Raw genomic sequence first — 14,243 nt, 5'->3', positions numbered from 1 at the left:
ATGCTTCTTAATAAAAAAACTTTTTTCTTAACTGATATATACTTACCATCGACTACTTAAACCAGTTCAAGAAGAAAGAGTACGAATTAAATTTGAATAGTCTTCTTTTATATTATAACTTTCTTCACGTAATTGCTGTACCTTACGACAAGCATGCAATACTGTTGTATGATCACGTCCGCCAAAAGCATCTCCAATTTCAGGCAAACTATGATTTGTAAGTTCCTTAGCTAATGCCATAGCTAACTGACGAGGTCGAGCAACAGAACGAGAACGACGTTTAGAAAGTAGATCAGCAACTTTTATTTTATAGTACTCAGCAACTGTCTTTTGAATATTATCAATAGTAACTAATTTTTCTTGAAGCGCTAATAAATCTCGAAGTGCATCTCGAACAAAGTCAATAGTTATAGATTTACCTGTGAAATTAGAATTAGCAATAACACGATTTAATGCCCCTTCCAATTCACGAACATTTGAACGAAGACGCTTAGCAATAAAAAAAGCCACCTCATCTGCTAAATAAACATTATGATATTCTGCTTTTTTCATTAGAATAGCAACACGGGTTTCTAATTCTGGTGGCTCTATAGCTACTGTTAATCCCCAGCCAAAACGAGACTTTAAGCGATCTTCTACACCATTAATCTCTTTTGGATAACGATCAGAAGTTAAAATAATTTGCTGATTACCCTCTAATAAAGCATTGAATGTATGAAAAAATTCTTCTTGAGAACGTTCTTTATTAGCAAAAAATTGAATATCATCAATAAGTAAGGCATCAACACTACGATAATAACGTTTAAATTCTTCAATTGCATTATTTTGTAGTGCTTTCACCATATCTTGCACAAATCGTTCAGAATGCATATATACGACTGTTGCACTTGGTCTATTATCTACAATAGAATTACCTACTGCATGCAATAAATGCGTTTTTCCTAAACCCGTTCCACCATATAAAAATAAAGGATTATAGGCTGCACCAGGATTATCTGAAACTTGACGCGCTGCGGCTAAACCTAATTGATTCGATTTTCCTTCAACAAAATTGTTAAACTTATGTTTTAAATTTACATTAGAACGATAAGTAATATCTATTATGTTTTCTACTTTTTTATCATCTAATGTTTTATTTAAACTTTTACAAGCCTCTAATTGAGCAGGTGCAGAAGACATTGCTGCAACATCGGCTGGTGTTTGGATTAACGAAGATGGTTTTGAAATAATGGGACGACTACCAACCTCAAAACGAAGATTTGGAATATTTTCTCCACAATATTCCTTCAGTACGTTATTTATATTATTAAGATATTTATCACGAACCCAATCAAGCACAAAACGGTTTGGCGCGAATAAAGTTAGCGTGTTATCACTAAGTTCCGCTTGCAACGGACGAACCCACATACTGAATTCTGTTATTGGTAGCTCTTCTTGAAGGTGTTGTAAACATTGCAACCAAAGAGAAGATGACACAGTAACCTCACTCATACACTTATTTATAATAGGAAAATTTCTGGAAGATTATCTATCGATAATCTAACTCACTAGAATTTAATTATGGTTCCAGTGAATAGAATTATGGTTATTCACAATACTACCATATTTTTTTCTGAATTTATTCACAGAATAACCCACAAAAATGAAAGGAAAAAATTGAAATAGTAATTTTCAATTCTATTGAATAATCACGCATTAAAAATATTTAATTGATATTAGATAATAGTTCTAAACTGAATAATATTACAATAGCAATTTTTTAATTATAGAAAATATGATTGTTATCATATTTCTGAGTATCTATATTTAGTATTATAATCTATTGCATTTTTTTAAAATTAAGTTATGATGGAACGATTATTGGTATATAGTCGTAATAACGTGAACTTTTACAATTAGTTTCTCTTAATTTATTTTTACAATTGCTTAAATACAAGAGAAAAAACAGAAACTCTTTTAGATAACAGTAATTAAAGGTATCGATCATGAAACGCACTTTTCAGCCTACAGTTCTGAAACGAAGTCGTACCCATGGATTTCGTTCACGTATGGCAACTAAAAATGGTCGTAAAATTATTAATGCACGTCGAAAAAAAGGTCGTGTACATCTTTCTAAATAGCAGCTTATATTTTGTGTGTTAGATACAGGTTTAATAAAAGGGTTCGATTATCTAATTCTGAACACTATCATAGTGTTTTTCAGAAAGCTCATTGTGTTAACTCTTTATATTTAACTATACTTTCTCGAGAAAATTTTCTTGGCAGTCCTCGTTTAGGATTAGCTGTTCCTAAAAAAGAGATTGGAAACGCTGTAGACCGAAATAATTTTAAACGGTTAGCTAGAGAAAGTTTTAGAAAAAATCAACATAAACTTCCTAATAAGGATTTTGTTGTCATTGCTAAACGACATTTTCAAAAATTAAGTAATAATGAAACATTTTTAGTGTTTAATAAACTATGGTCTCGCCTATTTCTTTTTTCTCTTGGATAGTTATTACGATAATTCGTCTTTATAGATGGATTATCAGTCCTTTAATGACCCCTTGCTGCAGATTTTGTCCGACTTGTTCAGTTTATGCCATAGAAGCTATTATAGCTTATGGGTTTGTAAAAGGAAGTTTATTAGCAGTTAAACGTCTATTAAAATGCAACCCAATGAATAAAGGAGGATACGATCCTATTCCATCAATATCTAAATTAAACGAAGAAGATAAACAGAATGAATCATCAATGTAAGATCCTATTAATTGCTTTAGGTTTAGTTTCTTTTTTACTATTTCAACAATGGAATAGTAATGAAAAGGAGATTACATATAATGAACATGAAACAATAGAACCAAATGAAATAATACCTAAATCATTTATAAGTTCTTCATTATCGACAATTACAGCAACAACTGATGTTCTCACTTTAAATATCACTACAATTGGTGGTGATATTATAGAAGCAAAGCTAAATAAATATTTATTAGAACTTGGTTCATCAACCCCGTTTGTCTTACTAAAAAATACACCTAAACATCAATTTATTGCTCAAAGTGGTTTGATTGGTCCCAATGGAATTGATTTAACCAAAGATAATCGCCCTCATTACAAAACCAACAGTAATCATTTTCAATTAACTGAAGGTTTAAATGAATTGAGGATTCCTTTAACATATCAAGAAAATGGCATTTACTATACTAAAACATTTATTTTAAAAAGAAACAGCTATGCTCTTGATATTGAATTTCAAATAATGAATCGATCAGGCAAGAATGCAACTGTAGGCATGTATTCTCATTTACGTCAAAACATGATGGATTCAGGTGGTAGTATTACACTTCCAACGTATCAAGGTGGTGCCTATTCAACACAAGATACACGCTATAAAAAATATAGCTTTGATAATATGAAAGAACGCAATTTATCATTAAATATTTTTCATGATCAAGGCTGGGCTGCAATGATTCAACATTATTTTGCAGCAGCATGGATTCCTAGAAATAACTCTACTTCAACTCTTTATACTCGTATAATTGACGATCTTGCTGATATTGGTATTCGTTTTCCAAATGTAACTATCAAAAATGGAGATTCTGCTAAATTTAAGTCCACACTTTGGATAGGTCCAAAACTACAAGATGAAATGGAATTAATTGCCCCAAATCTAGATCTAGTAGTTGACTATGGTTGGCTATGGTTTATTGCTAAACCATTACATAAATTACTATCCTTTATTCAAAGGTTTGCATCTAACTGGGGAGTATCGATTATAATTTTAACTTTTATTATTCGTGGTGCTATGTATTCATTAACTAAAGCTCAATATACTTCAATGGCTAAAATGCGAGTTCTTCAACCAAAATTACAAGCCATGAAAGAACGTATTGGTAATGATCGGCAACGTATGAGTCAAGAAATGATGGAATTATATAGGAAAGAGAAAGTAAGTCCATTGGGTGGATGTTTACCTATTCTTCTACAGATGCCTATTTTTATTGCCTTATACTGGACTTTAATGGAATCAGTAGAATTACGTCATTCTCCATTTATTGGTTGGATTCATGATCTTTCAGCTCCAGATCCTTACTTTATTTTGCCTATACTTATGGGAATTTCAATGTTTCTTATCCAAAAAATGAGCCCAACTACTATTACAGATCCTCTTCAACAAAAAATTATGACATTTATACCAGTGATATTTACTGGCTTCTTACTATGGTTTCCATCGGGACTTGTTCTGTATTGGCTAATATCGAATATTGTCACTGTTATTCAGCAAACGCTTATTTACAAAACATTAGCAAAGAAAGGATTATATTAAATTACAACTTAATAAATAACTGTTCTATAAATGAAGAAATAATAATGATAGATACTATTGTTGCTCAGGCTACATCTAGAGGTTATTCTGGTATTGGAATTATACGTGTATCAGGACCTCAAGCTTTAAAAGTAGCTTGGGAAATTACAGGGAAAATGCTGAAACCTCGTTATGCTACTTATATTCCTTTTAAGAAAAATGAAATGATACTAGACCAGGGTATTGCTATTTATTTCCCAGAACCACACTCATTTACAGGAGAAGATGTACTAGAATTGCAAGGTCATGGTAGCCCTTTTGTAATGGATATGTTAATCCAACATATATTGCATATTTCTAACATTAGAATAGCAAAACCTGGAGAGTTTTCTGAACGTGCTTTTTTAAATAATAAGTTAGATCTAACTCAAGCAGAAGCTATAGCTGATCTTATTAATGCACAATCGGAAGAAGCAGCAAAATTAGCATTTCAATCTTTTCAAGGAGAATTTTCTAGGAGAATTAATATGTTAGTTAATAGTTTAATTAATTTGCGTATAGATATTGAAGCATCTATTAATTTTCCAGAAGATAATATTGATTTTTTAAACACAAAAAAAATATTATCTGATTTAAAAATTATTTTTAAAAATCTAAAAAAAGTAAAACAAGAAGCTAATCAAGGAATCATTATTCGTGAAGGAATGAAAATAGCAATTGTTGGTTTACCTAATTCTGGGAAATCAAGCTTACTTAATGCATTTTCAGGAAAACAATCTGCTATTGTCACTAATATTGCTGGAACAACTCGTGATATACTTCATGAAAACATACATATTGATGGTATGCCAATACAGCTAATTGATACTGCAGGATTTCGTAACACTATAAATATGATTGAAAAAATTGGGATAAAACGAACTTTTGATGAAATTAAAGTAGCCGATCATGTTCTGTTTATGATTGATGCTAGTAATACAATTTCTACTAATATAACAGAAATATATCCTGATTTTCTCAATCACCTACCAAATAATACAGGTATAACTATTATTCGAAATAAAATAGATCAAACTAGTGAAGGTCCAAGAATATGTTCAGCTAGCTTACCAACAGTAATTCATTTATCGGTTAAAACAGGACAAGGACTTGATATACTTAAAAAACATTTAAAAAAATGCATGCAATTTTCAGGAGGGAATGAAGGGAGATTTATGGCACGTCGTAGACATCTCAATGCGTTAGAACAAGCTGAACAACATTTAAAGATTGGAAAAGCACAGATAGAGGAAAATGCAACAGAGAGAGAAATTCTTGCAGAAGAACTAAGAATAGCACAACAGCACCTCAATGAAATCACAGGAGAATTTAATTCTGATGATTTACTTGGAAAAATTTTTTCTTCATTCTGCATAGGAAAATAAATTAAATTTCTAGTCTTAGAATCGCAGTAATAGATTTGCAATAGCAAAAAAACTATTTTTAATTTATATCAAATGTATTTTTAGCTTATTAAAAGTTGCAGTTAATTACCTATATGATGAAATTGCTACACAAACATTAGTTCCACCAAATCCGAATGAATTTGACAATGCTAAATTAATATTTGTTCTTTTTGGTTTCTCCATTACATGATTAACACCTAAACAAGCTTTATCAATATTTTTCATTGTTAAATTTCTAGTATATGGAACTGTATTATTAATAATGGAAAGGACAGTAAAGACAGCCTCGATAGCACCAGATGCACCTAATAAATGTCCTGTAGATGCTTTTGTAGCAGATACCAATACTTTTATAGCATGTTCTTTGAATACTTCTTTAATCGCTTTAATTTCAACAAAATCTGCAATAGTGCTAGTGCTATGGGTATTAATATAATCCACATCATAAAGAGATTTTCCAGATCTTTCTAGTGCACCTAAGATCGCTCGTTTTGCTCCATTGCCATTGGGATGAGGGGAAGTGATCGCTTGACCTGTATTTCCATCTGCCGTTCTGCAAAAACCCGATAATTCTGCATATATTTTAGCTCCACGTTCTTGTGCACTTTTAAAGCTTTCTAAAACAAGACATGCTCCACCCTCACCCATAACAAAACCATTCCTATCTACTGTAAATGGACGAGAAGCAGTATCAATTGAGTTGTTGTTCACAGATAATGCTGTCTGTGCATTAAATGTTGAAATTCCTACTGGGGTAATAGATGCTTCTGATGCACCTGCAATAATAATATCAGCTTCTCCTGTAAAAATAGCGTTATATCCATCCGCAATTGAATGAGCACCTGCAGCACACGCAGTACAATGAGCATTATTTGGACCTGTAAAATTCCAATAATTAGAAATATATCCTGCAGCAATATTAGGTAAAAACTTTAAATTGCCAAATGGTGATTGTTTTTTACCAGCTATAGAAGTAGCAACACAAGTTTCAAAACTATTCATGCCACCAACACCAGTAGAAAAATTAACACCAATACGATCTAACTGTTTCTTGTTTTGTATTGAATCTAAACCAGCCATTTTAATAGCTTCTGAAGCTGCTATCATTGCAAAAACTTGATGTCTATCAAGTTTTTTTATTTGTTTTTTTTGTTCTTGAATGGACATTTCGCTAAATGGGAAATGATGAATCAAATTAAAGTTTTCAGAAATCTGAGCAGCAAACGTTGTTTTACATCCTAATTTTTCTGGAACGAAATTTGTAATTCTTCTAAAACCATGTTTTCCTTGCAATAATGACTTAAAACTTTCATTGGCATTTAAACCAATAGGAGATATAGCACCAAAACCAGTAATGACTATTCGTTTCATTTTATTTCTAAAACTCCAAAATTACTATTAAGTCAACAACTATAAAACTCTTAGCCATAAGTTCTATTTTAAAATAATATATGGAACAGGAATTGTTATTAACCCAAAACATATTAACATTAAACTAGATTATTGTTAGTTTGTCTATAATAATATTATTAACGTTAATAATATTCATTTTAAGGAATAGTAGATGAAAGCAATTGTGATAGTGCTAACTTTAATTCCTTTTCCAGTTTAGGATTAGTGAGTATGTTTTTTTCTAGATTAAAATTATTAAAAAAATTAGGTATAGAAAAACTGCTTTTTAAAACTGCGCCAAAAGATGCAGCAGAGTTAACTGCAATAGTCAGCACATTTTTCGCACCACCTATTCCTGGAGAAGCAGAAAGGTATAATGCAGGTTTATTCTGAAAAATAAGCTGATGTATTCTTGATGTCCAGTCAATCAGATTTTTGTATGCAACTGTATAACTTCCATTATGTTCTGCAAAAGAAATAATAACTGCATCAGCTTTTCCTATTTGTTTAAAAAACATTTGAGATTGATTTGGAATACCCATATTTTGCTCTCGATCTATACTGTATATGGGCATTTCATAATCATTAAGATCTAATATTGTAATATCACTGAAAGGAATTAAACCAGTGACATATTGTACAAACTTTTTATTGATTGAATGGATACTATTACTAGCAGCAAAAGCAAGAATTTTCATTGTGATAATTAAAGTTAAATAGTTAAAAAAAGTTGAATCTTATTCAATTATAAATGATGGTATCTAAAAATAATAGATAAGTTTACATAATACATACTTATCATTGGTGTAAACTTTTATATACTAGCATTATTCTAGAAATATTTTTATTTAAAACCTCTATAGTTAGGAAAGATTAAACTTTATTGCTTTTAGATTATTAATATTTGAAATATGAATATAGAAACCGTTATTGAGCGAAAACTTGAGTATAAAAAAGTATGATTTTTTCTTAAAATAAGCCATATTCATAAAAATATAATTGACTTATGTTTATTTAAATTCAAAGTTATTTGTCTTAGTAAAGGAATTTACAAGTATATAAACGTGAATTCAATAACGATATGATTTTGGTGCTTTTTAATGTCTGTATATAACTACATAGATATATAGTTATTAACCTGTGTTTATTTATATGTGTAGAGAAAAAAACCACGTTATGTATAATAGTAGTAGTTATACACATATAACACTCATCATAATAAAATTTTGATCACACTATATAATGGGTGAGAAGAACATGATCTTATTGATTATATAGCAGTTATCCACGTACTTAAGAATCCTTAATAATAAAAATATATAAGATCTTTTAGATCTTATATTAAAAGTTCGTAAACCTTTAAATAACATCATACAAGTTCTTTTAAAGAAACATTAGGAATTAACAGATTGCTTTACAAAAACAAAAACCAATTTGATGTAATTGTAATAGGAGCTGGACATGCAGGAACAGAAGCAGCTTTAGCAACAGCCCGCACTCAACAACATACACTACTTATAACCCATAATATTGATACTATAGGTCAAATGTCTTGTAATCCAGCTATTGGTGGGATTGGAAAAGGTCATTTAGTAAAAGAAATTGATGCTATGGGTGGATTAATGGCTCAAGCAATTGATCATTCAGGTATTCAATTTAAGATCTTAAATCTTTCTAAAGGTCCAGCAGTTCGTGCTACAAGAGCTCAATCTGATCGGTTGCTTTATAAAAATTACATACGAAAAACTTTAGAGAATACAGAAAATTTAACTCTATTCCAAGAATCCGTAGATGATTTTATTATAAAAAATGATACTATCATTGGAGTAGTTACCCAAATAGGCTATAAATTTTATGCTAAATCAGTGATCTTAACTGTTGGTACTTTCCTTAACGGAAAAATACATATAGGAGAAAAAACTATACCTGGAGGAAGATCAGGCGAATCCCCTTCAAGTAAATTAGCTATGCATCTTAGAGAATATCTTTTTAAGGTAAATAGGTTAAAAACAGGAACACCACCTAGAATTGATTCTAGAAGCGTGGATTTTTCAAGTTTAGAGATTCAGCATGGAGACTATCCTGTACCTGTATTTTCTTTTATAGGAAATCCAAAACAACATCCAAAACAAATACCTTGTTTTATTGCTCACACTAATGTGCATACTCATGATATAGTCAGAAAAAATCTCTCTAAAAGCCCAGTGTTTAATGGAAATATAACAGGAATTGGACCACGATACTGCCCATCGATTGAAGATAAGATCATACGTTTTAACAACAAAGAGTCCCACCAAATTTTTATTGAACCTGAAGGTTTAACTACTAATGAATTATATCCAAATGGAATTTCTACTAGTTTGCCATTTGATGTACAAGTAGAATTAATTCAATCCATCGAAGGATTCAACAACGCTCATATTATTCGTCCAGGTTATGCAATTGAATATGATTTTTTTGATCCACGTGCTCTTAAAGGAACTTATGAGACAAAATTAATTAAAGGTTTGTTTTTTGCTGGCCAAATAAATGGTACAACTGGTTATGAAGAAGCTGCAGCTCAAGGTTTAATGGCTGGAATTAATGCAAGCTTATATAATCAAGATAAAGAGGGATGGATACCTCGTCGTGATGAAGCTTATTTAGGTGTTCTAATTGATGATCTATCTACTTTAGGTACAACAGAGCCTTATCGGATGTTTACATCACGTGCTGAATATCGTTTACTATTACGTGAAGATAATGCTGACATTCGTCTTACTGAAAAATCCTATAAATTAGGTCTTATTAATGAAATGCGTTGGGTTAAATTTAATAAAAAAATAAATGATATTGAGAATGAGAAACAACGCCTTAAAGGAATAATAATACAACCAAATGCTAATAATATTCGTGCTATCAATAAGCTGCTCACAAATCCTTTATCCAATACAATGAGCGGTGAAGATTTATTAAGACGTCCTGGAATGACCTATTCTAAGTTAATGAAATTAGAACCTTTTTATCCTGGATTAAAAGATTCTGAAGTTACTCAAGAAATTGAAATTCAGATTAAATATAAAGGTTATATTGATCGCCAACAAAAAACAATTGAAAAGTCCATCCGTTATGAAAATACAATCTTGGATGAAAAACTGGATTATAAAAAAATCAAAGGTCTATCAAATGAAGTAATAGAAAAACTTAGTACTATAAGACCTAATACGTTAGGTGCTGCATCAAGAATTCCTGGAGTAACACCTGTGACAATTTCAATTTTGCTTATACATTTAAAAAAACAGTACTTAATTAAAAATAACTAAGGATGTAAGCACAGAGTGAATTCTTTACGACTCAAACTTGATAATCTTTTAAGACAAGCTAACCTGATAGTAAATAAGTCACATAAACAACAACTTGTTTCTTATGCAGAATTGCTTAATAAGTGGAATAAAGTTTATAACTTAACCTCTATCAACAATCCTATACAAATACTTATTAAACATGTATTAGACAGCATCACTATAAATCCTTATCTTGAAGGAAATCTATTTATTGATGTAGGAACTGGCCCAGGTTTACCTGGTATTCCATTAGCTATTATTGCTACTGATAAGACTTTTTATTTATTAGATTCTTCAAAGAAACGTATCTGTTTTATTAAGCACGTTCTTTATGAACTGAATATTAAAAATGCAATACCTATCCATAGTAGGGTTGAAAACTATCAACCAGAAGAGAGATTTGATGCCGTTTTGAGCCGTGCATTTTCCTCAATAAAAAAAATGGTAAAGTGTTGTCGGCATTTACCTAAAATAAACTCTGGTGTATTTTTATCTATGAAAGGACAATTACCTGTAGATGAAATTAAACAACTTCCTGATTGGTGTTCTGTAATTGATATAAAAGTGTTAGAAGTTCCTGAGTTAGAAGGTAGACGTCATCTTGTAATCTTATTAGATCAAGGATAATTACGATAATTACGAGATATATCTGTGGGAAGAATTATAGCTATTACAAATCAGAAAGGTGGTGTTATAAAAACTACAACTTGTGTAAACATTAGCTGCCTCAATGATAGTAATTAAGCAAAAAGTATTATTGGTTCTTCTTGATCCTCAAGGTAATGCTACTATGGCAAGTGGAATAGATAAATATAAAATAAATGCAAGAGATTATGAACTTATAATTAAAAATCTTTCTTTCAAGAAAGTAGGATACAGACAGATATCAGGTTATTATGATCTCATTGCTGCTAATAGTGATATTACAGCTGCTGAAATAAAGTTAATGGAAGTTTTTTTTCGAGAAGATCGTCTTAAAAATACTCTTTCTTCAGTTCGAGATGTTTGTGATTTTATTTTTATTGCTTGTCCTCCCTCTTTAAATCTTCTTACTATTAATGCTTGTGAATTTAAAAATTGAAGGTTTCTTACGTACTATGTATGATCCAAGAAATAGAATCTCAAATGAAGTCTCGGAGCAGTTAAAAAAACATTTTGGTAATGAAGTTTATAGAACAGTCATTCCTTGTAATATTCATTCAGCTGAAGCAAATAAGTCATAGAAAATCAGCTATGTATTATGATAAGCATTCATCCTAGGTGCTTAAGGCATACTTGGTGTTAGCTGCTGAAATCCTGCGTCGTGAAGAACTAAATGAATCAATTTATTATAAGGAATCTAGTTGATATGTCTAAACCTAGTTTAGGAAAAGGATTAGACGCCTATTCTATTAGTTAATAGTGCTTCAGCTCGAGAAAAAGAATAAATATCATTCGAAATAGATAAACTAAAAGGTTAGTACATTTTTTATGAAAAATATAGGATTATAAGAAAAGTTGTTTTTTTACAGTATTTTGATTGCAATCAATTTATCTGATCGTATAATTTTAGACTTTGATATAGCTATTTAAAATTGAATATATCTTACACAGGTACTGCGTATGATTATTAATATATCTCCTTTAGCTACTAGACTTGGAAAAAATCTTGTTAAACGCATATTAGTGATTCAGGGAGCGGCTCTCCTTATTTTAAGTTCATCGATAATGATATTTTTTGGAATTGAATGGGGAAAGGCATCATTTATTGGTGGAGGAATATTTTTTCTTGCTAATATGATTTTTTCATTATGCGCCTTCTTGTTTAGTGGAGCGAATCATAAAGTGTTTGTTTTGATATCTTTTTACGCTGGAGAATTGATTAAATTAGTTGTTACGGCTATATTATTCTCGATTGTATTTATATATATGAAAGTAGAACTAATTCCTTTAGTATCAAGCTATTTATTTTTATTAACTATTAATTTTTTTACTCCAGTTTTATTTATTAAGTAAAATTAAGGGTGTGTTATGTCAGATTCCACAACATCCGAATATATTGAGCATCATTTAGAACATTTCTCTTTAGCTAAGATAGGCTTGGTCTCTGAAGAAACAAGTTTTTGGAATATTCATATAGATAGTTTGTTTTTTTCTTGGTTTACTGGCTTAATATTTTTAGGTTTGTTCTATAGTGTAGCTAAGAAAGTAAAATCTGGTTTTCCAGGAAAAGTACAATGTTTTATTGAAATGGTAGTTGAGTTTGTGGATAAAAATGTTAAAGATACGTTTTATTGTTCAAATCCAATAATAGCTCCTTTATCATTAACTATTTTTTGTTGGGTTATACTAATGAATGTTATGGATTTAGTTCCTATAGATTTTTTGCCTTATTTAGCTAAGAATTTATTAGGGATTGCTTATTTAAAAGCAGTTCCTTCAGCTGATCTTAATATCACGATGGCCATGGCTTTATCTATATTTTTTTTAGTTATATTTTATAGCATTAAAGTAAAAAAAATTTCTGGTTTTATAAAAGGGTTAGTTTTTCATCCATTTAATCACCCAATTATGATTCCACTAAATCTGCTAATTGAAATAGTATCTATGTTGGCTAAACCTTTATCTCTTGGTATGCGTTTATTTGGTAATATGTTTTCAGGTGAAGTGGTTTTTATTTTATGCGCTGCAATGTTACCATGGTACCTTCAATGGATAGGTTCAGTTCCTTGGGCTATTTTTCATATTCTTGTTATTTTAATTCAAGCGTTTGTGTTTATGATGTTAACTATTGTTTATATGTCAATGATCTATGAAGGAAATAAGCATTGATTCTATAACCTTTATTTGAGAAACTTGTTGCTAATTTGATTGGAGATTTTAGATGGAAACTGTATTAAGTTTTTCTGCAATTGCAGTGGCGATTATGGTTAGTTTTTGTGCTATTGGCACATCTATTGGTTTTGCTATCCTAGGTGGGAAATTTTTGGAAGGAGCTGCACGTCAACCGGAAATGGCTCCAATGTTACAAGTTAAGATGTTTATAATAGCGGGTCTATTAGATGCTATCCCTATGATAGGTATTGTTATTGCCTTGCTTTTTACATTTGCCAATCCGTTCGTTGTATATTTTTCTGGTTAAATCAACCTATTTTAAAAAATAGTTTTTTTTGGATTGAAATTTAATTGTCGATGAATAAAGGAGAACTGTTGTGAATCTAAATGCAACCTTATTAGGTCAAGCAATATCGTTTTCTCTATTTGTTTGGTTTTGCGTTAAGTATGTATGGCCGCCTATTATTCGGGCAATTGAAGAACGTCAAAAATATATTGCTTCCTCTTTATCAGAGGCTAAAGATGCTGCTAAGAATGTAGAATTAGCAAAATTAGATGCTTCAAAAAAAATTAAAAAAGCATCGATCTTAGCAAAAAAAATCATTACACAAGCAAATAAACGTAAAATTCAGATTATTCATAAAGCTCGTCAAGAAGCTTTAATTGAACATAATAAAATTCTTCTTCAAGCTAAAATTGAAATAGAAGCTGAACAACGTCGTCTTAACTTAAAACTACGTGAGCAATTGTCTGATTTATCAATATTAGCTGCTGAGAAAATTCTTCAGCGTACAATTGATAAGAACGATCATGATGATATTATATCTAGAATTTCATCTAAGCTTTAAGTATACAAAATAATGTCTGACTTAAATAAAAAATAGAAAGAATTTATTCTAATGCAGTTTTTGAATTCGCTCTCGAAAATGATCAGGTAGAACATTGGAATCAAGTGCTTATTTTTTTGTTAAACTTTTAGAACAA

The 14,243-nt window shown here is 30.5% G+C and carries 16 protein-coding genes; 13 read left to right on the top strand and 3 right to left on the bottom strand.

The annotated features are described in order from the left end of the window. Window positions 1-66: 66 nt before the first annotated feature. A complete protein-coding gene (gene dnaA, locus O1U_RS04445) occupies window positions 67-1,476 on the bottom strand; it encodes a chromosomal replication initiator protein DnaA (RefSeq protein ID WP_040356626.1) in 1,410 nt (469 codons plus the stop codon). A gap of 509 nt (window positions 1,477-1,985) precedes the next feature. Between dnaA and rpmH the strand changes: the two genes are divergently transcribed. From rpmH to mnmE, 5 genes are read left to right on the top strand one after another with little or no spacing between them, the layout of a single operon-like run. Further along, window positions 1,986-2,120 carry a 50S ribosomal protein L34 gene (rpmH, locus tag O1U_RS04440; protein WP_016504190.1) on the top strand — a complete coding sequence of 45 codons (135 nt, stop codon included), beginning with the start codon at window positions 1,986-1,988 and terminating at the stop codon, window positions 2,118-2,120. An 11-nt stretch (window positions 2,121-2,131) separates the two neighbouring features. Continuing rightward, entirely contained in the window at window positions 2,132-2,491 is a 360-nt protein-coding gene (gene rnpA / locus O1U_RS04435; protein WP_016504189.1) for a ribonuclease P protein component, read from the top strand. Beyond that, window positions 2,458-2,736: a membrane protein insertion efficiency factor YidD gene (yidD, locus tag O1U_RS04430; protein WP_034411701.1), complete on the top strand. Its 279-nt coding sequence runs from the start codon at window positions 2,458-2,460 to the stop codon at window positions 2,734-2,736. The genes rnpA and yidD overlap by 34 nt, the downstream gene beginning before the upstream one ends. Beyond that, complete coding sequence (yidC, locus tag O1U_RS04425) at window positions 2,720-4,306, top strand: membrane protein insertase YidC (RefSeq protein ID WP_016504188.1); 1,587 nt, start codon at window positions 2,720-2,722, stop codon at window positions 4,304-4,306. Before yidD ends, yidC begins: the two co-directional genes overlap by 17 nt. 41 nt (window positions 4,307-4,347) lie before the next feature. Then, window positions 4,348-5,709 (top strand): tRNA uridine-5-carboxymethylaminomethyl(34) synthesis GTPase MnmE, encoded by a 1,362-nt coding sequence (mnmE, locus tag O1U_RS04420; RefSeq protein ID WP_187649144.1) that lies wholly within the window; start codon window positions 4,348-4,350, stop codon window positions 5,707-5,709. 105 nt (window positions 5,710-5,814) lie between these two features. On the opposite strand, the gene O1U_RS04415 is transcribed toward mnmE, so the two are convergent. Together O1U_RS04415 and O1U_RS04410 are read right to left on the bottom strand one after the other, a co-directional pair. Further along, complete coding sequence (locus O1U_RS04415) at window positions 5,815-7,101, bottom strand: beta-ketoacyl-[acyl-carrier-protein] synthase family protein (RefSeq protein WP_016504186.1); 1,287 nt, start codon at window positions 7,099-7,101, stop codon at window positions 5,815-5,817. A 179-nt stretch (window positions 7,102-7,280) separates the two neighbouring features. Further along, window positions 7,281-7,820, bottom strand: a complete 540-nt coding sequence (locus O1U_RS04410) for an NADPH-dependent FMN reductase (RefSeq protein WP_016504185.1) — start codon at window positions 7,818-7,820, stop codon at window positions 7,281-7,283. Between the two features lie 711 nt (window positions 7,821-8,531). Between O1U_RS04410 and mnmG the strand changes: the two genes are divergently transcribed. The 8 genes from mnmG (at window position 8,532) to O1U_RS04375 (ending at window position 14,107) form a co-directional block, all read left to right on the top strand. Next, window positions 8,532-10,424, top strand: coding sequence for a tRNA uridine-5-carboxymethylaminomethyl(34) synthesis enzyme MnmG (gene mnmG / locus O1U_RS04405; protein ID WP_016504184.1), 1,893 nt, complete (start codon window positions 8,532-8,534; stop codon window positions 10,422-10,424). A 15-nt stretch (window positions 10,425-10,439) separates the two neighbouring features. Then, window positions 10,440-11,072 (top strand): 16S rRNA (guanine(527)-N(7))-methyltransferase RsmG, encoded by a 633-nt coding sequence (gene rsmG, locus O1U_RS04400; RefSeq protein WP_016504183.1) that lies wholly within the window; start codon window positions 10,440-10,442, stop codon window positions 11,070-11,072. Window positions 11,073-11,096: 24 nt separating this feature from the next. Continuing rightward, complete coding sequence (locus O1U_RS05040; RefSeq protein WP_158000325.1) at window positions 11,097-11,189, top strand: ParA family protein; 93 nt, start codon at window positions 11,097-11,099, stop codon at window positions 11,187-11,189. After that, a complete protein-coding gene (locus O1U_RS05035; protein ID WP_016504182.1) occupies window positions 11,176-11,526 on the top strand; it encodes an AAA family ATPase in 351 nt (116 codons plus the stop codon). The genes O1U_RS05040 and O1U_RS05035 overlap by 14 nt, the downstream gene beginning before the upstream one ends. Window positions 11,527-12,047: 521 nt before the next feature. Next, window positions 12,048-12,440, top strand: a complete 393-nt coding sequence (locus tag O1U_RS04390) for a F0F1 ATP synthase subunit I (RefSeq protein WP_016504181.1) — start codon at window positions 12,048-12,050, stop codon at window positions 12,438-12,440. Between the two features lie 15 nt (window positions 12,441-12,455). Further along, the gene (gene atpB / locus O1U_RS04385; protein WP_016504180.1) at window positions 12,456-13,256 is read left to right on the top strand and encodes a F0F1 ATP synthase subunit A; all 801 of its coding nucleotides are present in this window, start codon (window positions 12,456-12,458) and stop codon (window positions 13,254-13,256) included. A gap of 52 nt (window positions 13,257-13,308) precedes the next feature. Continuing rightward, the gene (atpE, locus tag O1U_RS04380; RefSeq protein ID WP_016504179.1) at window positions 13,309-13,566 is read left to right on the top strand and encodes a F0F1 ATP synthase subunit C; all 258 of its coding nucleotides are present in this window, start codon (window positions 13,309-13,311) and stop codon (window positions 13,564-13,566) included. 70 nt (window positions 13,567-13,636) lie between these two features. After that, window positions 13,637-14,107, top strand: coding sequence for a F0F1 ATP synthase subunit B (locus O1U_RS04375; protein ID WP_016504178.1), 471 nt, complete (start codon window positions 13,637-13,639; stop codon window positions 14,105-14,107). The last annotated feature ends 136 nt before the right edge of the window (window positions 14,108-14,243 follow it).

The organism is Candidatus Photodesmus katoptron Akat1 (assembly GCF_000478685.1).
Lineage (GTDB): Bacteria > Pseudomonadota > Gammaproteobacteria > Enterobacterales > Vibrionaceae > Vibrio > Vibrio anomalopis.
The sequence above is the reverse complement of the archived record's forward strand: the minus strand, read 5'-3'. Positions and strand labels throughout refer to the sequence as shown.